The following is a 21405-nucleotide window of genomic DNA, read 5'->3' on the forward strand; positions in this document are numbered from 1 at the left end:
ATCCGCCCGCGGAGCAAGGGCCCTTGGGGCGCGTGACAGACTGGCCCCGCGGGGTGCTGCCGAGCGGCGGCACCCCGGTCGGTCCGGTCGCCGAGGCGGGGAGGGCCCATGACCGGGATGGATCCGCACATCCACGTCGAGTCGAAGCTGGTCCGGAGCGACGCCGCCGTCCGCGACATGATGGCGTCCACGTTCGGCCTGGTCGGTGACCTGCCGAGCGTCGTCACCGCGGGGTGCGGGCTGCGGGTGCCGCGCGCCATGACCTCCGCGCGCCCGGACCGCGTCACCTGCCTCGCCTGCCGTACGTACGCGCGGCGCGAGCACCTGCGTCTCGCGGAGGAACTGGAACGCCTGAGCCGCATGCCGGGGTCGACCCTCGGCGCCGCCGAGGGCGAGGCGGCCGCGGAGAGGCTGCGCGCCCTTGCCCGGGAGTTCTCCGAGCCGGAGGAGTGAGCCGCCCCCTGTGAGCCGGTGACGGGGGCGGCTCGCGGCGGCCGCGGCCCGTCCCCGGGCGGCTCACGGGGCGAGGGCCGGACCGCCGCCGGTCACCCCGCGTCCGGCCGGGGCCGCAGGCCGAGCAGGACCTCCTGGACCAGATCGGCGCTGCGCCTGACCGCGTCGTCGCCGAAGCCCAGGAAGTGCCGGTAGTGGATCGGCGCGTAGAAGAGGTCGACCATCACGTCGGTGGGCACGTCGGCGCGGAGCTGCCCGGCGGCGACGGCGGAAGCCAGGCGGGCCCGGCACTCCGCGATGCTGGGCTCGAGGATCGTTTCGCGGAACTCCTTCATCAGCGCGGGGTCGTTCTGGGCCTCGCCCATGACGCCCTTGAAGGCCTCGCTCATCCTGCCGGTGACCAGCCGCCGGCTCACCGCCGTGATCTGGGTGGTGAGGTCGGCGGCGATGTCACCGGTGTCGGGGAAGGCGAAGTCGTCCCCGAGCTCCTCCCTCATCGCCTCCAGCACCACCGCGCCCTTGGAGCGCCACCAGCGGTAGATCGTGGGCTTGCCCACGCCTGCCTGGGCGGCGATGGCCTCGATGGTGAGCTTGGCGAAGCCCTTGCGGCTCACCAGGTCGAACGCCGCGTCGAGGATCGCCCGGCGGGCGCGCTCACTGCGTCGTTCACTGTTCGGGTCGGGGGTCATGGGCCTCACTCTACCTCTCGCGTGACGTTACGTTTCGTTTTGACAGAGCGCGCGGGGCGGTCTACCGTCCAGTGACGTTACGAAACGTTTCGTAACGCCGTCCAGCGGGGCCGTCCCGGTGCCCGCCGACACAGGGGAGAGGCATGTCCAGCAACGAGAGCGCGGCCACCGCGGAGCGCGTCGAGAAGGTCGCCACCACGCCCGACTGGTACGCGCCGTACCGGATATCGCAGGCCGTCCGGGCCGGGGGCTTCGTGTACGTGTCCGGGCAGGCGGGCTTCGAGGAGGACGGGACGACCGTCGAGGGCGGGTTCCTGGCGCAGGGGCGGCAGGCGTTCAGGAACGTCGGACGGGTGCTGGAGGCGGCCGGCCTGACCTTCGCGGACGTGGTCAAGGTCGGCATCTTCGTACGGGACATGGCGACGAACCTGCCGCACGTGATCACCCTGCGCGGCGAGTTCCTGGCCGAGCCCTACCCCGCCGACACCCTCGTCGAGGTCGTCTCGCTGGCCCGGCCCGACTGGCAGATCGAGGTCGAGGTCATCGCGCTCGACCGGAGCGCCGCGTGAGCGCCGGGGTCGTGACGGGACGGGTACGGGACGCGGGGATGACGGAAGGGGGCGCGCGGGTGCGCGAGTTGCTGGAGCCGTACCGGGCGGGGCGCCTCGAGCTGGCGAACCGGGTGGCGATGGCCCCGATGACGCGGGGCCGCGCCGACGACGTGACGGGGGTGCCGAGCCCGTACGCGGCGACGTACTACCGGCAGCGCGCCGGAGCCGGGCTGCTGATCACGGAGGGCGTGTACGTCAACGCGCTCGCCAAGGGCGGCCCCGGCATCCCGGGTCTGGTGACCGACGCGCAGGCGCGTGGCTGGCGGGAGGTCACGGACGCGGTGCACACCGAGGGCGGCACGGTCTTCGCCCAGTTGTGGCACGTGGGCCGGATGACCCACCCCCGGACGCTGCCGGACGGCGAGCTGCCGGTGGCCCCGTCGGCCGTCGCCATCGAGGGGCGGCAGATCTTCACCCGGGACGGGCTGCTCGACCACGTGACCCCGCGCGCGCTGACGGTCGCCGAGATCGGCCGGACCGTACGGGACTTCGCGGCCGCGGCCCGGCGCGCGATCGAGGCGGGCTTCGACGGCGTGGAGATCCACGGCGCGAACGGCTACCTCGTCCAGCAGTTCATCGCCGACAACACCAACCTGCGCACGGACGGGTACGGCGGCTCGGTCACCGGCCGGCTGCGGTTCGCGACCGAGGTCGTCGAGGCGGTCGCCGACGCGGTCGGCGCGGACCGCGTGGGCCTGCGCATCTCGCCGGACAACGCCGAGAACCAGCTCGCCGAGGCCGACGCGCGCACCACGTACCGCGCGCTGGCCGACGCGCTGGACCCGCTGGGCCTGGCCTATCTGCACGTCCTGGAGAACGGCGCGTACGGGGCCGTCGCGGACCTGCGGACCCGCTGGTCGGGCACGCTCGTCGCCAACACGAACGGCCCGGTGCCGAGCAGCCCCGAAGCGGGGGCGCGGCTGGTGCGGGACGGGCACGCGGACGTCGTCGCCCTCGGCCGCCTGTTCCTCACCAACCCGGACCTGCCCGCGCGCCTGGCCCACGGCATTCCGCTCGCCGGGCCGCCGACGGAGAACCTGTACGGGGGAGGAGCGGAGGGGTACATCGACTACCCGGCCGCGACGGACGACCTCAAGGTCCTGACCGGCTGACCGGCGCATGAGCCGTGCGGCGCGCGGACAGGACCCCGCAGGGAGGCTGTCGGCCGCTCCTCGCCTCTGAGCGCTTCGCCCCGCCGCACCGCGGCGGGGCGAAGCGCTGTCGTGCGCACCGTGCGCTACGTGGTGGCCGGCCGGGTCCCCCACGCCTGGAACAGGGTGGCGTGCACGACGAGCGTGTCGGGGTCGTCGAGGTGCCGGGAGAGCGCCCCGACGTGGTCGTCCAGTTCGGCGTCGGTGATGAGGCCGTGCTCGACGAGCGCCGACCGGCACAGTCGGGCGCGGTCGATCAGCAGGGTCTGGTACGGGTCCGTGTGCTGGAAGACGTGGGTCGACGCCCGGACGCGGACGTCGACCAGCCCGCGTCGGCGCAGCATGCCGGGCAGTCGGCGGCCCAGCGTGACGTCCATGCCGTTGCGGCGCCAGAGCTCCGCTATCGCCGTGACGAGGCGGTCCCAGGAGGGGTGCGGGGGTTCGCAGACGCGGGTGAGCCAGTCGACGTCCTGCACCGCCACGGTGCCGCCGGGTGTGGTCAGGGCGACCATCTCGTCGAGCACCTCGTCGGTGTGGGGGACGTTCATCAGGACCAGGCGGGTGTGCACCAGGTCGAACGAGGAGCGGGGCAGGCCGGTGTCCGCCGCGTCCGCGGTGGCCAGGGAGACGTTGGCCAGGCGCCGTTCCGCCACCGTGCGGCGGGCCATCTCGATCATGCGGGGCTCGGCGTCCAGGCCCACGACCTGTCCCGCTTCCCCGACCCGGGCCGACAGCGCGTCCATGATGCCGAGCGGCCCGCAGCCGACGTCCAGGACCCTCTCGCCCCCGCTCAGCGGCAGCCGGTCGAGCAGGGCGTGCGTGTCCTCCCGCAGCAGTTCCGCCTGGAAGAGCAGGCGCCGGCGCTCCTCGTCGTCGGCTCCGAGGAGGTACGGGGAGGGGGTCGGCGGGGACGTGGTCACGGGTTCTCCTTCGTGGTCACGGGTTCTCCTTCGTGGTCACGGGTTCTCCTTCTCAGGGGCTGCGGACGTGGAGGTCCGGCGCAGTCGTTCGCGCAGGTCGAGGAGGTGTCGGCTCAGGTCGGGCAGGGCGGTGGGGTGGAACGCCTCGGGGAGGTCCGCTCCGTATGCGCGCAGGACGGCGTGCGTGTCGGGGGTGAAGCGCAGCAGGCCGTCCTCGCCGAGGCCGATGCCGTCGAGGTGCTCGCGCTCGCGGTGGAACGCGACGGCCTCGGCGGGGGAGAGCCCCGGCGGCAGCCGCAGGCCGAGGGCGGTGCCCTCGATGCGGACGGGGTAGCCGCCCGGCAGCCCGTGCGGTGCGGGCAGATGACCCGCGTACGAGGCGGAGGGGTCGGTGAGGGCGTGCAGGGCCGGCACGGCGCTGTGGGCGCCGAGTTCGTTGAGGAAGTCGCGCGGCATCGCCCGGACCTCGCCGAGCACGTCCCGCAGCCCGGTGAGCGGGGTGCCGTCCAGCCATCCGGCGGCCTCGGCACGCGGGTCCTCCGGTGCGCTCAGGTGCGCGTGGTGGGCCAGGAGCGCTAGCCGGGAGTCGTCGCGTACACCGAGCTGGGCGCGGACGCCGGTGGCCAGGGTGGCGACGTTGCCGAGACCGCACAGGACGGGCAGGTCCGCGCCGTGCAGAGCGGGGTTGACGAGGTCGGGGAAGCAGGCGTTGACCACCTGCGTGCCGGGCGAGGCGTCGGCGCAGGCCAGCACGGACGCGCGGACCAACTCCGCCTGGAGGGGCAGCGTGGCGCCGAAGCCCGCCCGGCGCAGCAGCCGGGCCCAGTCGGAGTCCCGGGTGCGTGCCTCGCCCGGCGACTGCGGTGACGCGCAGACCACCAGCAGGGCCGGGCGCTGGGCCCGCAGCAGGGGGCGCAGCCGGTCGGCGGGCGAGGGGCCGGCGCTGTGGGGGACGAACGCCACCCGGGTGCCGGACAGTGCCGCGTGGCCGGCGGCGAGGGCGGCCACGTCGCGGGCGCGCCCGGGTGTGCGGCCGACGACGTGGACGGTGGTGAGGCGGCCCGGGTGGTGGGCCAGGGCACGCAGCAGGCCCCGGGCGAACGCCCCGGTGCCCAGGACGGTCCAGGGGCGGGTCGGGTCGCTGGTCATGAGGTCACCGAAACGGGCGTCGGCGGGCCGTCGAAGAGGGCGGAGAGGGGGACGGTGCGCGGGCCGGGCAGCCCGGGGCAGCGCGCGCTGAGGTCGAGCCGCGGCGGGCGTTCCTCGTCGGTGAAGTAGACCGGCGCGAGCGAGCCGTCCCGCTGGTGGGCGAGCAGGGGGTTCGCCACGAGGAAGTCGCGCAGGGCGGGGGTGTCCCGCCGCGCGTACAGGCGGATGCGCTTGGTGGAGAAGTGGTTGGGCGGCAGCTCGACGCGGGGGCCGAGGCGGCGTTTCCACTGGAAGATGCCCTTGCTGACGAACGCCTCCGTGCCGTAGAAGTCGACGCGGGGGACGCCCTGTTCGCGGGCCCAGCGCAGCAGGTGGTGGTAGACCGCCTTGAAGGCGCCGTCGCGGTAGTGGCGCTCGTCGCCGTCCAGGACTCCGAGCAGGCGGGTGGTCAGGGTGGTCCTGTCGGCCGACCAGTGGCACAGGACGCCCGCCACGCGCCGGCCGGCGTCGGTGAGGAAGAAGAGCGTGCCGCGGGGGAGGATGGCGTGGCGGGCGACCGGCCACGGCTCGGTCCTGCTGCGGTCGCCGTGCCGGGTCGCCATGGTCGGCAGGTGCATGCGCCGGTAGAAGAACTCCAGGGCCCGCGGGGTGGCGTCCTGCGTCCACGCCCAGTCGTGGCGGGCGCGGTCCCGGCGGAACTGCCAGCGTTCGCGTTTGGAGATCCGCTGTTCGAGGTCGTCGAGGCGGGCGGGGACGTCGACGGTGAGGTGGACGCGGAAGGGCGCGGTGACGGAGCGGTCCGACGGGAGCCGCGCCAGGCGGCCGGCCTCGGCGCCGACGACCACCAGGTCGGCCGGGGGCAGCGCACCGCGGGCCAGGTCGTCCCAGGCCACCAGGGCGTGTTCGCGGCGGCCCGTGGTCATGCCGAGCGCGCCGCGCTGCTGCTCCAGCAGTTGCAGGATGTTGGCGCGGCCGGCCGGCAGTCCGACGTAGGCGATGTCCAGGCGGCCGTGGCGCTCCCGGGAGACGACGGCGCGCACCCGCGGGGGCGCGTCGTCGACGACGCGGCGGGCGGCACGCAGGGCCGGGTTCGGGCTGTTGTTCCAGGTGTAGCGCAGCCGCGCGGGCAGCGCGGGAACGACGTCGGCCGCCGGGCGCGGGGCGGGCGGGGCCGACCGGGGTGAGCGGGGTACGAACAGCAAGGGCACTCCATGGTGCGGCGGGAGCGGCGCGGGGCGGCGGCCGTGGCACACCCCGCGCCGTGGCGTCAGCGGACCGCTTCGCGCAGGGCGAGGTCCAGATCCGCGGCGTCCGCGACCGGCCGCAGATGCGCCTCGGGCACCGGTTCGTAGTCCTCGGTGGCATAGGAGCCGGAGCCGTGGACGAGGATGTCGGTGGTGTCCACCAGGTGGCGGTCGACGGCGTTGAGCACGCCGGTCACCGCCATCACCAGGGACCATTCCCGCAGCCGCCGAGGGTCGGCGGGCAGGTGGACCCCGGCGGGGGCGAGCAGGGAGCGTACGGCCGGGTAGCGTTCGAGGCACTCCGGCAGCGAGACCACGATGCCGCCGCCGCCCTGACGGCGGATGATCTCGTTCATGCGCGCGGAGGTGGCCGGCCGGCGGGTGTAGAACGTCGCGTCGAGTTGTTCGTCGGGCGCGTAGGCGACCTGCGGGAAGTGCGGGTCGTGGTCCTGTACGAGCCGTCCGTCGCGCTCCGTCCAGCTCGGCCGGTGGTCGAAGTGGTCGTGGTAGAGGCTGGAGACCATGTCGGGGGTGCCCAGGTGCTGGACGAGGAAGTAGCCGGCCGCGGTGCCCGGCCAGTCCTGGCCGGTGAGGTACTGCTGCCCGTGGAAGTGCCCGAGCAGCCCGAAGGCACTGGAGACGGCGTGGGCGTGCAGCCGGGGGCCGGCGGGCAGCCGGTCGCGTTCGAAGAGGGCGCGCGCGGTGTCGGCGACGGCGTAGTTGAGCAGTTCCAGCGAGTGCCACAGCCGCACCCCGTGGTCCCGGTGCAAGGTGGCGGACAGCGTGCCGGTGACGGTTCTGGCGAGCTCCTTGACCCGGCCCGGCTCGGCCGTGTCGAGCACGGTCAGTGGATTGGCCCGGCGCAGCTCCGGGTCGTCGGACAGGGGGGAGCGCCACAGCTTGCCGCGCGAGGAGAGGGGGACCACGCAGGTGATCCCGAGGGTCTCGGGGGTGGCGAGCCCGCACTCGTGGGCGCGCAGCACCGCGTCCCGCAGCGCGGTCGCCTTGTTGGCGCTGGAGGGGGTGATGATGACGACCCGCTCCCCGGTGCGCTCGATGTGCGCGACCGCACGGGCGACGATCAGCAGGGAGGCGTACGTCTTGGTGGTGCGGGTGCGCGGGTTGTGCATGAGGTGCAGCAGGTCCACGCGACGGCCCTGATACTCCGTCAGGGGGTGTGCGCTGATCGTGCTGGGGGCGAAGAACGCGTCCAGCGCGGGGCCGGGGTCCGGCAGTTCCCAGGCGGGCGCGAAGGCCTCGGGTTCGGTGCGCGCCCGGCTCGCGGTCTCCTGGAGCACGCGCCGCAGTTCGTCGTGGTAGTGGGAGAGGGCCGCGGGCACTTCGCACCGGCCGGCCGTGGTCGTGGGAGGCAGTACCGAGGTCATGAGGCGGCTCCCTCGAGCAGGTGGTCGCCCCGGATCAGCGCCGCGGCGTCCGCCTCGGCCGGTACGTGCGCGGGGTCGGCGCCGGTGTCCAGCGGGTGGTTGTGCCGGTCGACGAAGACGATGCGCGGCCGCAGCGCCCGCGCCTCCTCGTCGCTGACCGTGGCGTACGCGATGACGATCACCAGGTCGCCGACGGATATCAGGCGGGCGGCGGCGCCGTTGATGCCCACCACGCCGCTGCCGCGGGCGCCTTCGATGACGTATGTGGTCAGCCGGTTGCCGTTGTTGATGTCGACGATGTCGACCTGTTCGCCGGGCAGCACGCCGGCGGCGTCCATCAGATCGCGGTCCAGGGTGAGGGAACCGACGTAGTGCAGGTCGGCCTGGGTGACGGTGGCGCGGTGGATCTTCGCGTGGAGCATGGTGCGGTGCACAGGGGTCTCCTTCGCCGGGCGGTCAGGCCGCGATCTGGATGCGCCGCAGATGCCTGCTGCGGTCGGTGAACGCGTTGCGGGCGTGCAGCAGCCGCCAGTTGTCCCAGACCAGCATGTCGTTGCGCTGGTAGGTGACGGCGATGTGCTCCGTCTCGAAGGCGAGCTGCCAGCGTTCCTGGAGTTCCGCCACCGGGTCGTCGTCGTCCCGCAGGAGGTTGTTGCAACTGAAGCGGACGATGAGCCCCTTCTCGTGCTCCTCCAGGATGGGATGGCGGGTCTTGAGGTCGAGGCCGAGCCGCTGCACGCCCTCGGTGGTCTTCCAGTCGTAGGTGTGCTCAAGGAGCCGCTCGCGCTCGTCGTCCGCCAGGGCCTGCGTCCAGGGCCGGGTGTCGCACAGCGTGGTCTCGCCGCCCGCCCCGGAGGCCGGAGTGACGCACCACAGGGCGATGTAGCGGGGCGGCAGCACGGCGAAGTCGTAGCCTTCGGTGTGCGGGGTCAGCGGACGGGTGTTGCCCGCGTGGTAGACGTCGTCCATGCCCGGCTCGGGCCGGACGTCACCGACCACGGCGCCGGTGTAGTTCGGTACGAACGCCCCGAGCGCCCGGCAGAACCGCACCTGGTCGAAGGTGTCGGGGACGTTGCACATGAGCACGTAGCCGTGCTCGTCCATCAACTGGTGGAAGGTTTTCGCCAACAACTCCTCACTCAACGGATTTCCGTTGAAGTCGACCTGGGAAAGGATGCTCAGCGGGGAATGCGACACAACTGCTCCAGGGGGGGGTATGGATCCCGCGGCGTCGAATGCGCTGATGCCCGAGTCACGTGGCACGTCCGGTAGCGGCGTCTCTGGAATTTTTCCGCCGAAGCGGCGGAAGGGCGGTGCCGAAGCGGCGGAAGGACGGTCGTGCGAATCGGCTACCGAAGCGGCGACTTCAGCACGATAAGCCGCGTGACAGGGAACACGTCAAGGCCCGGACGCGGGCTTATTCAGTCACTGACGGAAGGGGCCGAAATATGGTGTCCGCCCATACAGCAGCAGCTCAACCGCGATGCGGCCGAAGGCCGTCCGTCCATATGGTGCCACCTGTCGTGGCCGAATCACGTCCATGGAACACGGTCGCGAATAAGGCCCCGAAGACGGGGTACTCGCCCGACAGCCGTCTGCGAGATTCCCGCTCCGGTGCTCATGGAGGAACATTCCTGTGACCGTCCGACGGGCACCCGGGCCCCGTTCTTCCGAAGGTGTTCACCTCGTCGTACGGCATGCTGTTCAATTCGTCCGGGCTCGGCGCGGGCCGGACGCGAAAGGGACGGAGTCCAGGTGACGAATACAGGCGCGTCGGGATCCGCGACCGTGCCCGAGGGCGAGGCGGACGACGGCTCGTCCCGGACCCACGGCGTCGTACGCAAACTGCTGTACTCCGAAGCGGTGTCGGCCTTCGGCGGCGGCCTGTGGTTCAGCATGTGGGCCGTCTACCTGACGTCGGTCAAGGGGATCCCCGCCGCTTCCATGGGCCTGGCCATGGGGCTCGGCGGCGGAGTCGGCCTGCTCGCCGCGGTCCCGGTCGGCGCCCTCGCCGACCGGCGCGGCGCCCGGCAGGTGTTCGTGGCCGTCAGCGTCGCCCGCGGGCTGCTGGTGCTGCTCTTCCTCACCACGAGCGGCTTCTGGAGCCTGCTCGGGGCAGCGGCGCTGTTCACCGCCGCGGAGACGTCCGGGCGAGGCGTCAAGGTCACCCTGGTGTACCTCCTGATGCCGGACGACCGGCGCCTCACCGTCCTGGCACAAGCCCGAGTGGTGCAGCACCTCACGTACGCCGCGGGCGCGGGCGCCGCCGCCTGGGTGCTGTCCACCGACACGGCGGGCCCGTACTACGCCGCCCTGGCCGTCGTGTCCCTCTCGGCCTTCCTGTCCGCCACGGTGCTCATCGGCCTGCCGCGCACCGCACCGGTGCCCGCGTCCCGCCGCAGCCCCGGCACCGACGCCGTACGGGACATCCCCTTCCTCACCCTGATGAGCACGACGGCGTTGCTCTCCCTGTGCTGGCCGCTGCTGTCCAGCGGGCTCCCCCTGTGGCTGCAGTACCAGACCGCCGCTCCGGTATGGCTGGCGCCGGTGACCGTGGTCGTCAGCTCCCTGTTCATCGCGCTGTACCAGGTACGCGTGACCCGGCAGGGGAAGAGCCTGCGCGGCGCGGTCCGCTCCACCCGCAAAGCCGGGCTCGCCCTGGCCGTCTGCTGCCTGCTGTTCGCCGCCGCGGCCTGGCCCTCCGGCGCCCTGCCCGCCTCCCTCTTCATCCTGGCGGGGCTCGCCGCGCACATCTACGGCGAACTGCACTACGTCGCCTCCCGCTGGGGGCTGTCCCTGCGGCTGATGCGCCGCGACGCCGAGGGCGAGTACCAGGGCCTCGCGGCCAGCACCGAGGGGGCCGTGGCCACCGTGGGTCCCGCGATGATCACCACCCTCGTCACCGGGGCGCTGGTCGGCGGCTGGGCCGTCCTCGCCGTCGTCTTCGTGGCGGCCGCCGCCCCCACCCCGGCCCTCTGCCGCCGGGCCCTGCACACGCGCAGGCCCGGGGTCCCTGCCGGGGCGGCGCCGCGCGGCGGGGCGGGCCGCTGAGGAGTGGCCTGGCCGGTGGCCGGTGGCCGGTGGCCGGTGACTGGCGACCGGCGGCCGACGGCCGACGTGCCGTCCTGGAAGCTCTTTCGCGCGGGGAAGGGGCGGGCGGCGGGGATCAGCGCCAGTGGTTGTTGCTGGTGTGGTCGCCGGCGAGCCAGCGGGCGAGGTCGGCGTGCGCCGTGGTGCGCCGCTCGGCGTCGATCTTCTCCACGTCGGGGTGGTCGACGGCGAACTCCAGGAGCAGACCGTTGGGGTCCGTGATGTACAGCGAGACGCAGAACCCGTGGTCGATCACGTGGGCGTTCGTCTCCGCGTGGCCGGCCGCGGTGACGCGCTCGCGCAGGGCTTCCTGGGCCTCCGCCTCGACCTTGAAGGCGATGTGGCGCACGGGGGTGGGACTGCTGTCGGTCCTGAACTCCTCCTGGTCCTCGGGGTCCGCGAACTGGAAGAAGGCGAGCGCGCTGCCGTCGGCCAGGCCGTAGAGGGTGTGGCTGTACGCGCGCTCGGTCCCGGACAACACCTCGCGCTCGGTCCACGTGGCCACCAGGGGCAGGCCGAGCACGTCCTCGTAGAAGCGCCGATTGGCTTCCTGGTCGTCGGTGATCCAGGCGTGGTGGTGGAAGCGGAGTGGCAGGGTCTGGCTCATGTCGGGTCATCTCCCTTGAGGGGACGGGGCGTTGGGTCGAGGGCCTGGGGGGCCGCCGACCTTCGGTGCCTTCCGTGCCAGCATGCCGCTCACATAGGTTGAATGTTAAATCACATCGAGCCATTGTGGGTGCGCGCCGGGACGCGAATGGCGCGTCGGTCGGCCGACGTGGGCGGCGTCGAGCGGCCGGCATCCACCGGGGCGGTGCCCGGGGCTTCGCCCGCGCCCGGGCGGTCCTTCTCCCGCGCGAGTGCGGCCTGGGAGGTGTGGGGGCTCCGGCCTGGCTCGATGCCGTACTGGCCTGACCTGTTCGCGTGGGCCGACCGCCGGATGGCCGATGGGGGCAGGGTGTGCGGGCGGTGGCGAGAAAAGGTTGAACAGTAATCTACTCGGGGCGGACGGGCGGACGGGCGGACGGGCTCCTGACCGGCGGGCCGCGGGCGCCGCATCCGGCGGCGGGCCTGCCCGTACGCCGTATCGGATCGGACCGGCCCCAGTCAGGCGGACCAGGACCGCGGCGGCGTAACGTGCCGCGAACACCGCACGCGACCCGGGCAGACCGAGGTTGGGTAGCTGGGAGGGGATGACACGGGGAAGAGATCATCGGCGAGCGTGACGCGCCACGGCTTCCGAGCCCTTCGCGACGACGCCCGTGGTGTTTCGCCCCCGTCCCCTGGCCGCCGCATGAATCCCGGCCCCGACCACCACCCCGACCCCGACCGTGCCCCCGGCGCCGCTTCCGAGCCCGGTCCATAGACGCCCACTGTTCACAACGGGGCCTGCGCCGTGCTCGCGTCCGGGCGCCGGAGCCTGTCCGGACTGTGACGTCTTGGTGCACAGGCACCAGACCGCACGCCTGCCTGGTCCAGGTGCACCAGGGCAAGTCGGCACCGGGCGACGATGCCCGGCGGAGCGCCGCGGGCGAGGGTGGACGTCGCGTGCATTCCGCGCGCCTTCCCTCGTCCAGCGATGTCTGGGGTGACCAGCAGGTGGCGGCATTTCTCTACCGGACCGAGCCGCGCAAGGCGATCGACCTGCTCGACGAGCGCTTCCCGCAAGGCAACTCACAGGCTGCCGAAGCCCGACGGCAACAACGCCGGCGACAGCAACAACGTCAGCGACGCCAGCGATCGCAGCGACGCCAACGACGGCAACAACGCCAACAACGCCAACAACGGCAGCGATCAGGTCACGTCGACCCCCAACCCTTACGCGACCAGAGCCGTCAGCAAGGGCGGCACCATCACCCGCTCCACGAACACTTGGCCGCCCCCTATCCTGAACCGCGTGCTGCCACATGTGGACATCGAGGGTCAGGCACTGAACAGGCATGCCCCGGACGCCGCGGTGACGCGGTTCCCCGTCGGCCGGCACCGGCACTGAGTCGGCCATGACGACCACGGCGGAAGGCATCACCTCGCGTGCGCGCGGCACTTGGTGGCGCGAGGCGGCGATCGCGGCGGCGGCGTTCGCGCTCTGCCTGCTCGGCGGTGCGCTCCAGGACGGCGGCAACACCCTGTCCCCGCCGCCTGCCGCCGCCTACGGCCTCGCCGCGCTCTCCTGCGCCGTGCTGCCCCTGCGGCACCGGACACCCTTGGCCGCCTTGGCGGTCACGACCGCGAGCGGCCTCCTGGTGCGGCCCCTGGGCCTCCTGCTGAGCCCGCTCGCCGTGGCACCCGCCGTGGTCACCGCCTACTCCTTCGCGCGCACCGCCCGCACCGAACGGCGCGCGGCCGGCGCGGTGTCGCTCACCTCCGCGGCCCTGCTGGCCGCTTCCGCCCCCTGGTTCGGGGACCTCTCGTGGCAGGACGCGAGCAGGATGGGAGCGGTGGCCGCGTTCCCTCTGGTGGCGGGCGTACTCGGGCGCTCGGTCCGGAACCGGCGGGCCTACCTGGACGCCGTCGAGGAACGGGCCCGCCGGGCCGAGCAGGGCCGGGAGAGCGAGGCGCGCCGCCGAGTGGCCGAGGAACGCGTACGCATCGCCCGCGAGCTGCACGACCTCGTGGCCCACCAGATCACCCTGGCCAACGCGCAGGCCACGGTCGCCGCCCACCTCTTCGACACCCGCCCGGAGCAGACCCGCAAGAGCCTGCGGGAGCTCGTCGAGACCACCGGCCACGCGCTCGACGAACTCCGGGCCACGGTCGGCCTGTTGCGCCAGTCCGGGGACACATCCACGCCCGCCGAACCGGCGCCCGGCCTTGACCGGCTCCCCCCGCTAGTCGAGTCGTTCCGCCGCGCGGGACTGGAGGTCTCGGTGCACCACGAGGGCACGGCCAGGCCACTGCCACCGGGGGTGGACCTCACCGCGTACCGCATCGTCCAGGAGGCCCTGACCAACGTGACCAAACACGCCGGAACCGGCAGCGCCCGGGTGCGCCTCGCCTGGCACCGCGACCGCGTGACCCTCACCGTCGCCGACGACGGAGGAGACACCCGTCGTACGACGTTGACGCCGACGCCGACGCCGACGCCCACGACGTCCGCACCGCCGAGCCGTCCGCCCGGCTACGGGCTGATCGGGATGCGGGAACGGGCCGCCGCGGTCGGGGGACACCTCTCCGCGGGCAGACGTCCGGAGGGCGGCTTCCTCGTCTCCGCCCACCTCCCGTTCCCGCCCGCCAAGGCAGTACGACGTACGGCGGACGAAACAACGGCCGGAACGCAGGCGGCCGGGACGCGGGCGGCCGAGGCGGCGGCGAACGAAGGCCGGGCGGGCGGCGCACGGGCAGGGGAGGGGCTGTGACGCTGCGGGTACTCCTCGCCGACGACCAGGCCCTGCTGCGCGACGCCTTCCGGATGCTCCTCGACACCGCCGGCGACATCACCGTGGTCGGCGAGGCCGGCGACGGCAGGGAGGCGGTGCGGCTCACCCGGGAGCTGCGCCCCGACGTGGTGCTCATGGACATCCGCATGCCCGAGGTGGACGGCCTCGCCGCCACGGCGGAGATCTGCGCGGACCCGGACCTGCGTGCCAGCCGCATCCTGATCCTCACCACGTACGAGACCGACGAGTACGTCGCCCAGGCGCTGCGCGCGGGGGCCGGTGGCTTCATCGGCAAGGGCATCGGGGCCGAGGACCTGCTCGACGCCGTGCGGACGATCGCCGGCGGCGACACGCTGCTGTCCCCCGCCGCGACCCGCTCCCTGGTCGCCCGCTTCCTGGCCACGCCGGACGACGCCCCGCCGCGCCACCCCGAACGGCTCGCCGCGCTGACCCCGCGCGAACGCGAGATGGTGGCCCTGGTCGCGACCGGCCTGTCCAACCAGGAGATCGCCGAGCGGATGTTCCTCAGCCCCTTCACCGTACGGGCCCATGTGCAGCGCGCCATGACGAAGCTGGAGGCCCGCGACCGGGCGCACCTCGTCGTCATCGCCTACCAGTCGGGCCTGGCCCACGCCGCCCCCGCCGACGGCGGCAACGGGCCGTCGTAGCAGGCGTGTTGCCCGTACCCGGGAAGGGCGTGAGCACGGTGAGGATGGCGGGGAACCCGTGCATGATCCAGAATGATCGGATGGTCACGCTGGAGACACCCCGCCTGATCCTCCGCCGCTGGCGCGAGGAGGACGTCGCGCCCATGGCCGCCGTCAACGCCGACCCTGAGGTCATGCGCTGGATCCGCGACGGCAGCGTCCGCGACGAGCAGCAGACGCGCGACGGGGTCCGGGCGTGGGAGAGCGAGTGGGAGTCACAGGGCTTCGGCCTGTTCGCCGTGGAGGTCCGGTCCACCGGCGAACTGGCCGGGTTCACCGGCCTCTCGGTGCCCGGCTACCTGCCGGAGGTGCTGCCGGCGGTCGAGGTCGGCTGGCGGCTGGGACGTGCCCACTGGGGGAGGGGCCTGGCCACCGAGGCCGCCGCGGCCGCCCTACGGTTCGGGTTCGAGGAGCGAGGGCTGGAGCGGATCGTCAGCATCACGCAAGTGGGCAACGACGCCTCCGAGCGCATCATGACCAAGCTGGGGATGCGTCCGGACCGCGAGACCGTCAACCCCCACGGCGGTCGGCGCGTACGGGTGTACGCGGTGACGTCGGAGCAGTACGCCATCAGCGCTCGTTGACGCCGGTCAGGCGGACGATGGCCTCGTAGGTGGTGTGCGGGCAGCGCTTCCGCCGCGCTCGATGCCCGCGGGGCGGGAGGTGTGCCGTCCCGCGCGTCGACGACGGGCACCGCGGCACCGTGCTGTGGCACATGGGTGGGCGGGCGGCGGGGGAGCGGTGCGAACCGGTCCCGCCGCCGCGCCCGAGGTGTCGTTCAGCGGCCGATGACCTCACGGGCGCGTGCCAGCGCCTCGGCCTGCGTGCGCGTGAGATCGGCCAGTACGGCACGGTCCTGCTCCGGGAGCGTGCGGACGAGCGCGCGCCGCGCGGCGATGGCGGCCTGCGGCAGGCTCACCTCGAGGGCACACTTCCCGTCCGCCACCGCGACGGCCCGCTCCCGCTGGCGGAACCTGCGCTGCGGCGATGTCTCACCCTGCCGAGCCTTCGCCGTCCTGCCCGTCTTCCTCGTCCTCTCGAACGCGGCGGCCAGCTCTGCGTGCGCCTTCTCAGGGGAGGCGAAGGGATGCCCGCGCTCCGCCATGCAGGCGCGCCACCGGGCGAGTGCGGCGACGTAGCTGGGCTGCCGTGGCACCAGGGCGTCGAGGCGGCCGTTGAGCGCCTGCGGTGTGTAGTACATGCGCGCCCAGGAGACGACGTCCCCCGCGAGCTCGCGGCGCGCCTCCGCGTCGCAGCCGCGTACCCCCACGCGTACCGTCCCCGTGCCCGTCTCCACCTCCTTCTTCGCATCGGGCGGCCCGGAGAAGGCCAGGTCGAAGCGGCGGCGACGGTCCGCGTCGAGCTCGGTGTAGTACGGCGCGGACGGCTGGCCGGTGCCGGGCGGCGCGGACGCGATGCCGTAGCCGTACCGCTCGCGGCGCCGCAGGTCGACCAGGGCGGACGCGTCGTCGAACGCCACGGGCAGCGGCCCCCGTGCGGCGGGGTAGGTGAATCCCGCGCGCGCCATGCAGCGGTGGACCAGCTCGTTCAGGGCCGTGTCCAGGGTCTGCTGGGTCCTGGGCCAGCCTCCGGACCGGGTGACCATGTCGACCGCTGCCGTACTGGGCCGCCCGGCGGGGCCGGAGGGCCCCGGCCGGGACGCGGCCGGCCCGTCGGGCGTGGTGGCCGAGCAGCCCGACAGACCGGCCAACGCGGCCACCAGGAGGCACACGGCTCGCGGTGGCCTCGGCGTCACTTCGGCGTGCACCAGTGGTTCGAGCTGATGCTGTCGTTGAACGCCGGGTCGTTGTAGCCGACCGGCGGCGCGGCCGCGAAGTTCGGCACCTCGTCGTTCCGGCCCAGGCTGTGGTAGCGGCCGTTGTAGCCCGCGTCCGTCCAGAAGTAGACGGTGCACCGGCGCCCGCGGTTGGCGATGGAACTGACACAGTCGTTCCAGGTGCCGGTGGAGCACTGGCTCTGCCGGAAGGCCGTGAAGTTGGGGTTGTCATCGGCGACCCGACCCCGTGCGCCCCCGTAGTTGATGTGCACCCAGAAACACGTGTCACCGGCGGCACACGTGAGGGCCGCGTCGGCCTCGCCACCGCTCGGCGCGGTGTCGGCCGCGGCCGACGGAACGGTGGCGAGACCACCCAGCACGAGTGCCGCGGACGCCACGGTGACACCTACAGTCCTGCGCATGTTTCCTCCTTGGACGATGGGATGGAGCTGCGCTTCCTTCGTGCCGAAAAGAGACTGCTGTACGCGTCGCGCCGACTGGTAGAAGTGTGCGGCTGGGCGCAAAGACCGCGGTACGAGGGGGTCTCACCGCACGCGTCGCCTGTGCCGTCGCCGGTCGCCCCGCCCGGATCGCTCCGCCCGGCTCCACCGACGCGGATCGCTCCGCCCGGCTCGCCGCACTCGGACGAGAACTGCGAGGGAAACGGATGCTCCGGATTCATTTCACCTCCGACGACCTGGCGCGCGTCCGTTTCGCCGAGGAGCCGGACCCCATGTGGGAGCTGAACATCAGCCTCCACCGCCTGCAGCGCCGGGACGCCTCCGTGCTGTTCGGGCCCTGGCGCCAACAGGTGGCTCCGCGCCTGCCCGGCACCACCCGGCTGCTCGCCGCCCTGTCCCCGGCCCGCGGCTACACGTGCGACTTCCTCACACCCCAGGCGGGCCAGGGACTCGCCGCCCAGGTCGAGGCCCTGCGGTCCACCCCGCGGCGGCGGCTCCGCGCCGAGCTGGACGTCTTCCGGCGGCTGCACCCCGACGTCCGGCTGCCCCCGTGGACGGCGGAGCTGGCGACGGGCTCGGCGCACCTGCTCGGCAGGCTCGCCGACACCGCCCACGCCTACTTCGACACCGGTCTGCGGCCGTACTGGTACACCATCCAGGAGGCGGTACGCCATGACGTGATGCTGCGCGCGAGGCACCTGGCCCACGGCGGCTGGGCCGCCGTCCTGGACACCCTGCACGTCTCCGCGCACTGGCACTACCCGGTCCTCAGCCTGGACTTCCCCGTCGAGCAGGACCTGTGCCTGGGGGGCCGCGGGCTGCTGCTCCAGCCGTCCTTCTTCTGCCGCTACGGCCCCACCGTCCTCTTCGACCCCAGCCTCGACCCCGTCCTCGTCTACCCCATCGAGCACCGCCCGGGCTGGGAGCGCCCCGGCCACGGCCCGGCGGCCCGGCGGTCGCTGACCGCGCTCCTCGGCCGGGCCCGGGCGCTGCTGCTCGAAGCCGCGGCCGACGGCACGTTCACCACCACCGAACTGGCCCGGCACACCGGCCTCACCCCGTCCAACGCCAGCCGGCACCTGACCGCGCTGCGCGAAGCCGCCCTCATCTCCAGCCGTCGGCACCGCAACACGACGCTGCACACGGCCACCACGCTCGGGACGGCACTCCTCGACGGCTGCCGCCCGGCCCTGCCCGCCTGACCCGTTCGCCCGGCGGCCGCCCCGGAGGCGTGGGCCGGCCTGCCCACCGGCCTGAGCGCGACACCCTCACGAGGGGATGCCAGGCAGGTCGAGGGCGGTATACGCCGCCCGTACCGGTGCGGAGGGCATGGTGCGGAGGTCACGCAGCCTGGTGTTGCGTTGCTCCAGGGCCCGTTCCGTGGTGGGGAAGAGCGTGGCCGCGCCGTTGTCGACCAAGGCCTGGTTCATGGCGACGAACGTACGGAGATCACGTTCGTAGGCGGCGAAGGCGGCACGGTGGTCCCGGTGGACGGCCAGGGAGTTGGCGAGCATGTAGGCACCGACGAGCGCGAGGCTCGTGCCTTGGCCGGTGAGGAACGAAGGGGCGTACGCGGCGTCGCCGAGGAGGGCGACGCGGCCGCGGGACCAGTGGGGCATGCGGATCTGACCGGCCACGTCGAAGTACGGGTCGGCCGCGCCGCGCAGGGCGTCGACCATGCCAGGGACCTCCCACCCGGCGCCCGCGAAGGCCGCGGCGACCAGGTCCCTCCAGGCGGCGGGGTTCCGGAGGGCGCCGGACGGCGGTTCCGGCCGGTGGAAGGTCAGGAAGGCGTGCACCTCGTCGTCGCCCCCGACGGCGTAGAGGGCCGCGGCCCTGCCCGGGGTGTTCCACAGCACGAGTTCGCGGGAGAGCCCGAACGTGTTCGCCATGGTGAAGAGGGCGAAGCAGTGGCCGAGGTACCGGTGGAACCGCCGCTCGGGACCGAACACCGACTCCCGGGTGGACGAGTGCATCCCGTCGGCGCCGACCACCAGGTCGAACGTACGCCGCCCCGAACGGCGGAACGTGACGTCCACACCTGGCCCGGAGGACTGGTCGAGGGTGTCGACGGAGTCGCCGAACAGCACGTCCACGTCGTCGCGGACCACCGCGTGGAGGAGCGCGACCAGATCCCCGCGCCGCACCTCCAGGTCCTGTCCCTCGGCGCCGCCCACCACGGCACGCGGGCTGAGCGAGGCCACCGCACTGCCGTCGGCGCGCAGGAACGTACAGCGGCGCGAGGCGATGTGCGCCTCCCGCACACGGGGCAGCAGCCCCATCCGCCGGACCACCTCGGTCGCGGTACCGCGGACGTCGATCGGATACCCGCCGTCGCGCAGGGCGCCTGCCTTCTCCACCACGGTGACCGTACAGCCGGACCGGTGCAGCCAGTACGCCAGCGCGAGCCCGGCCACCCCCGCCCCGGAGACCAGCACGCGGCGCCTTCCGGTGGCCCTCGTCGTAGGACGGTCGGCAGTCATGCCCGGAATCCCTTCTTCGTGACACGGACGACGAGCAAGGACAGCGCGGAGACCAGGCCGGCGACGGCGAAGCCCGTGGCGAAGGCCGATTCGGCCGGCAGACCCGTCACCGGGTCGGCCCCGGCGTCGAGGAGCGCGGCCCCGACCTGGGCGCCCAGGGCGACGCCGATGACGCGCGTCACCACGAGCAGGCCGGTGACGACGCCGGTGTCCCCGGTGCCGACGGCGGTGGCGGCGCGGGTGAGCAGCGCCGTGGTGCCGACGCCCGCGGCGAGCGCGGTCAGCGCCTTCGCGAGGACGAGCTGCCATGCCGCCGTGTGCAGCGACGCAAGGGCGAACGTCGTAGCCGCCGTGACGAGGGCGCCCACGACGAGCACGGTCCGCAGGCCGAGACGGCGCGCCGCGACCCCGCCCACCGCGTCACCGACCGCCCCGGCGACGGCGCCGGGCAGCAGGAGCAGCCCGATGCCGGTGGTGCCGAGCCCGAAGCCGTAGCCGTCGGCGGGCACCGCGAACAGTTGCGGCAGCAGAAAGGCCACCATCCCGAACGCGGTGGTGATGACCGAGGTCAGCACGCACGCGTGCCACAGCGCGGGCCGTGCAAGCAGCCGCAGGTCCACCATCGGCGAGGCCGCCCGGCGCTCCACGGCGACCCAGCCGGCCGCGAGGGCGGCCACGGCCACCGCGACGGCACCCGCCCCGAGCGGCGGCAGACCGGCACCCGTCACCCGCACGAGCCCGAGCATGAACGTGAGCAGTGTGCCGCTCAGGAGCACCATGCCCGGCCAGTCGATCCCGCCGGCCGACGGGCTCGGCGGATCGTGCGGCAGCAGCCGTGCCACGACCGACGTCATCACGACGACCACGACCGTCGGCAGCGCGAACATCGCCCGCCACGACAGATGCTCCGCGACGGGCCCGGCGACCAGCGTCCCCACCGTGCCGCCACCCGTGAACAGCGCCATGACCAGCCCCATCGCGACCCGCGCCGCGCCCACCGGAAGGTGCTTGCGCACCAGGATGAAGGAGAGCGGCAGCGCCCCCACCATGACGCCCTGCAGGACCTGCCCGAGCAGCAACACCGGCAGGCCGGGTGCCACCGAGGCCAGCACACCACCCGCGGACACCACGCCCATCAGGGCGACCAGCACCCGCTTCCCGCCGTAGCGGTCGCCGAGCTCACCCGCGACGGGCGCGACGACCGCGCCCGTGACGAGCAACGCGTTGCCGACCAGCGCCCCTTCACCGGCACCGACCCCCAACTCGCGCTGCAACAAGGGCAACGCGGGCTCCACGACCGCCTGCAAGGCACCAAGAGCCAACGCCAGGCCACCGAGGGCTCCGATCGCCAGCTTCCTGTTGCGTTTCAGGACCACCACAGCTTCGGACATGGGCACCCTTCTCAAGGCCGGTCGGGGGACTGCGCGCTCCGCACGCGTCTCCCACACTCGCCCCGTGCCACCCGTCCGGGCATCGTTCCCCGCGGCCGTCCCGCCCTGGTGCGCCCGCACCAGCCGCGCACGTCCCTGGTGCCCGCGCACCAGGCAGGCCGTCCCCGGGCCGGAGGCCCCTTCCGCGCAGGCAGGCCTGCGGTCCTCCAAGGGAACGGGTGCCCCTCTGCTGCTGAGGTGGGTGCCGCGTGCGCGTGTGGTGCGGGAATCGGACCGGCTTCCACCGCGTTCGGTGGACAGCCTGCGCACCGCCTACGTCGCCCGCCCCGTCGGCGACCCGCCCACCGGCACGGACCGGTTCGACCTGCACGCCGACGACCTGGCGGGGCCGGCCGACCGCCTCGACGGTGCCTGAGGGAGCGCACCCGGCCTCAGCCTGTCCGGAAAGCGCAGGTGGTTCCGGCGGGCGTCAGTACCATGTGCCGGTAGCCGTGGGCTGACGCATCGTCACCGGGTCCAC

21 protein-coding genes and 1 pseudogene are annotated in these 21405 nt (G+C 73.4%); 10 read left to right on the top strand and 12 right to left on the bottom strand.

Annotation, left to right across the window (positions count from 1 at the left end):
• Nucleotides 1–108: 108 nt before the first annotated feature.
• A complete protein-coding gene (locus IE330_RS15205) occupies nucleotides 109–453 on the top strand; it encodes a hypothetical protein (protein WP_190136527.1) in 345 nt (114 codons plus the stop codon).
• Between the two features lie 92 nt (nucleotides 454–545).
• Here IE330_RS15205 and IE330_RS15210 read toward each other — a convergent pair whose 3' ends face one another.
• Complete coding sequence (locus IE330_RS15210; protein WP_190136528.1) at nucleotides 546–1142, bottom strand: TetR/AcrR family transcriptional regulator; 597 nt, start codon at nucleotides 1140–1142, stop codon at nucleotides 546–548.
• Nucleotides 1143–1285: 143 nt separating this feature from the next.
• On the opposite strand from IE330_RS15210, the gene IE330_RS15215 reads away from it, so the two are divergent.
• On the top strand, nucleotides 1286–1711 hold the full coding sequence (locus tag IE330_RS15215) for a RidA family protein (RefSeq protein ID WP_190136529.1): 426 nt from the start codon (nucleotides 1286–1288) through the stop codon (nucleotides 1709–1711).
• A complete protein-coding gene (locus IE330_RS15220) occupies nucleotides 1708–2865 on the top strand; it encodes an alkene reductase (RefSeq protein ID WP_229925658.1) in 1158 nt (385 codons plus the stop codon). Before IE330_RS15215 ends, IE330_RS15220 begins: the two co-directional genes overlap by 4 nt.
• Before the next feature lie 125 nt (nucleotides 2866–2990).
• Here IE330_RS15220 and IE330_RS15225 read toward each other — a convergent pair whose 3' ends face one another.
• From IE330_RS15225 to IE330_RS15250, 6 genes are all read right to left on the bottom strand, one after another.
• On the bottom strand, nucleotides 2991–3824 hold the full coding sequence (locus IE330_RS15225; protein WP_190136530.1) for a methyltransferase domain-containing protein: 834 nt from the start codon (nucleotides 3822–3824) through the stop codon (nucleotides 2991–2993).
• A 36-nt stretch (nucleotides 3825–3860) separates the two neighbouring features.
• Nucleotides 3861–4973 (bottom strand): potassium transporter TrkA, encoded by a 1113-nt coding sequence (locus tag IE330_RS15230; protein ID WP_190136531.1) that lies wholly within the window; start codon nucleotides 4971–4973, stop codon nucleotides 3861–3863.
• Nucleotides 4970–6175, bottom strand: a complete 1206-nt coding sequence (locus tag IE330_RS15235) for a GNAT family N-acetyltransferase (protein WP_190136532.1) — start codon at nucleotides 6173–6175, stop codon at nucleotides 4970–4972. The genes IE330_RS15230 and IE330_RS15235 overlap by 4 nt, the downstream gene beginning before the upstream one ends.
• A 65-nt stretch (nucleotides 6176–6240) precedes the next feature.
• Nucleotides 6241–7602, bottom strand: a complete 1362-nt coding sequence (locus tag IE330_RS15240) for a DUF6002 family protein (RefSeq protein ID WP_190136533.1) — start codon at nucleotides 7600–7602, stop codon at nucleotides 6241–6243.
• Nucleotides 7599–8036: an aspartate 1-decarboxylase gene (gene panD, locus IE330_RS15245; RefSeq protein ID WP_190136534.1), complete on the bottom strand. Its 438-nt coding sequence runs from the start codon at nucleotides 8034–8036 to the stop codon at nucleotides 7599–7601. The genes IE330_RS15240 and panD overlap by 4 nt, the downstream gene beginning before the upstream one ends.
• A gap of 22 nt (nucleotides 8037–8058) precedes the next feature.
• A complete protein-coding gene (locus IE330_RS15250; RefSeq protein WP_308439011.1) occupies nucleotides 8059–8865 on the bottom strand; it encodes a TauD/TfdA family dioxygenase in 807 nt (268 codons plus the stop codon).
• Between the two features lie 492 nt (nucleotides 8866–9357).
• Here IE330_RS15250 and IE330_RS15255 point away from each other — a divergent pair, with 492 nt between their 5' ends.
• Nucleotides 9358–10653, top strand: a complete 1296-nt coding sequence (locus IE330_RS15255) for an MFS transporter (RefSeq protein ID WP_190136536.1) — start codon at nucleotides 9358–9360, stop codon at nucleotides 10651–10653.
• Between the two features lie 115 nt (nucleotides 10654–10768).
• Here IE330_RS15255 and IE330_RS15260 read toward each other — a convergent pair whose 3' ends face one another.
• Nucleotides 10769–11299 (bottom strand): VOC family protein, encoded by a 531-nt coding sequence (locus tag IE330_RS15260; protein ID WP_190136537.1) that lies wholly within the window; start codon nucleotides 11297–11299, stop codon nucleotides 10769–10771.
• A gap of 978 nt (nucleotides 11300–12277) precedes the next feature.
• Between IE330_RS15260 and IE330_RS15265 the strand changes: the two genes are divergently transcribed.
• The 4 genes from IE330_RS15265 (at nucleotide 12278) to IE330_RS15280 (ending at nucleotide 15357) form a co-directional block, all read left to right on the top strand.
• The gene (locus IE330_RS15265) at nucleotides 12278–12682 is read left to right on the top strand and encodes a hypothetical protein (RefSeq protein ID WP_190136538.1); all 405 of its coding nucleotides are present in this window, start codon (nucleotides 12278–12280) and stop codon (nucleotides 12680–12682) included.
• 7 nt (nucleotides 12683–12689) lie between these two features.
• A complete protein-coding gene (locus IE330_RS15270) occupies nucleotides 12690–14045 on the top strand; it encodes a sensor histidine kinase (protein WP_190136539.1) in 1356 nt (451 codons plus the stop codon).
• Nucleotides 14042–14734 (top strand): response regulator transcription factor, encoded by a 693-nt coding sequence (locus IE330_RS15275; protein WP_190136540.1) that lies wholly within the window; start codon nucleotides 14042–14044, stop codon nucleotides 14732–14734. Before IE330_RS15270 ends, IE330_RS15275 begins: the two co-directional genes overlap by 4 nt.
• Nucleotides 14735–14814: 80 nt before the next feature.
• The gene (locus tag IE330_RS15280; RefSeq protein WP_190136550.1) at nucleotides 14815–15357 is read left to right on the top strand and encodes a GNAT family N-acetyltransferase; all 543 of its coding nucleotides are present in this window, start codon (nucleotides 14815–14817) and stop codon (nucleotides 15355–15357) included.
• A 194-nt stretch (nucleotides 15358–15551) separates the two neighbouring features.
• Here the strand turns inward: IE330_RS15280 and IE330_RS15285 are convergent, their stop codons facing one another.
• Together IE330_RS15285 and IE330_RS15290 are read right to left on the bottom strand one after the other, a co-directional pair.
• Nucleotides 15552–16379: a hypothetical protein gene (locus tag IE330_RS15285; RefSeq protein ID WP_190136541.1), complete on the bottom strand. Its 828-nt coding sequence runs from the start codon at nucleotides 16377–16379 to the stop codon at nucleotides 15552–15554.
• Nucleotides 16380–16525: 146 nt separating this feature from the next.
• A complete protein-coding gene (locus IE330_RS15290) occupies nucleotides 16526–16972 on the bottom strand; it encodes a peptidase inhibitor family I36 protein (RefSeq protein ID WP_190136542.1) in 447 nt (148 codons plus the stop codon).
• A 245-nt stretch (nucleotides 16973–17217) separates the two neighbouring features.
• Between IE330_RS15290 and IE330_RS15295 the strand changes: the two genes are divergently transcribed.
• Entirely contained in the window at nucleotides 17218–18213 is a 996-nt protein-coding gene (locus IE330_RS15295; RefSeq protein WP_190136543.1) for an ArsR/SmtB family transcription factor, read from the top strand.
• A 66-nt stretch (nucleotides 18214–18279) separates the two neighbouring features.
• Here the strand turns inward: IE330_RS15295 and IE330_RS15300 are convergent, their stop codons facing one another.
• Complete coding sequence (locus tag IE330_RS15300) at nucleotides 18280–19494, bottom strand: FAD-dependent monooxygenase (RefSeq protein WP_190136544.1); 1215 nt, start codon at nucleotides 19492–19494, stop codon at nucleotides 18280–18282.
• Nucleotides 19491–20885 carry an MFS transporter gene (locus IE330_RS15305; RefSeq protein WP_190136545.1) on the bottom strand — a complete coding sequence of 465 codons (1395 nt, stop codon included), beginning with the start codon at nucleotides 20883–20885 and terminating at the stop codon, nucleotides 19491–19493. The genes IE330_RS15300 and IE330_RS15305 overlap by 4 nt, the downstream gene beginning before the upstream one ends.
• A 301-nt stretch (nucleotides 20886–21186) precedes the next feature.
• Between IE330_RS15305 and IE330_RS15310 the strand changes: the two are divergent.
• A pseudogene (locus IE330_RS15310) lies at nucleotides 21187–21300 on the top strand (haloacid dehalogenase type II); the annotation flags it as partial.
• Between the last annotated feature and the right edge of the window lie 105 nt (nucleotides 21301–21405).

The sequence above is a fragment of the Streptomyces longispororuber genome (assembly GCF_014656095.1).
Classification (GTDB): domain Bacteria; phylum Actinomycetota; class Actinomycetes; order Streptomycetales; family Streptomycetaceae; genus Streptomyces; species Streptomyces longispororuber.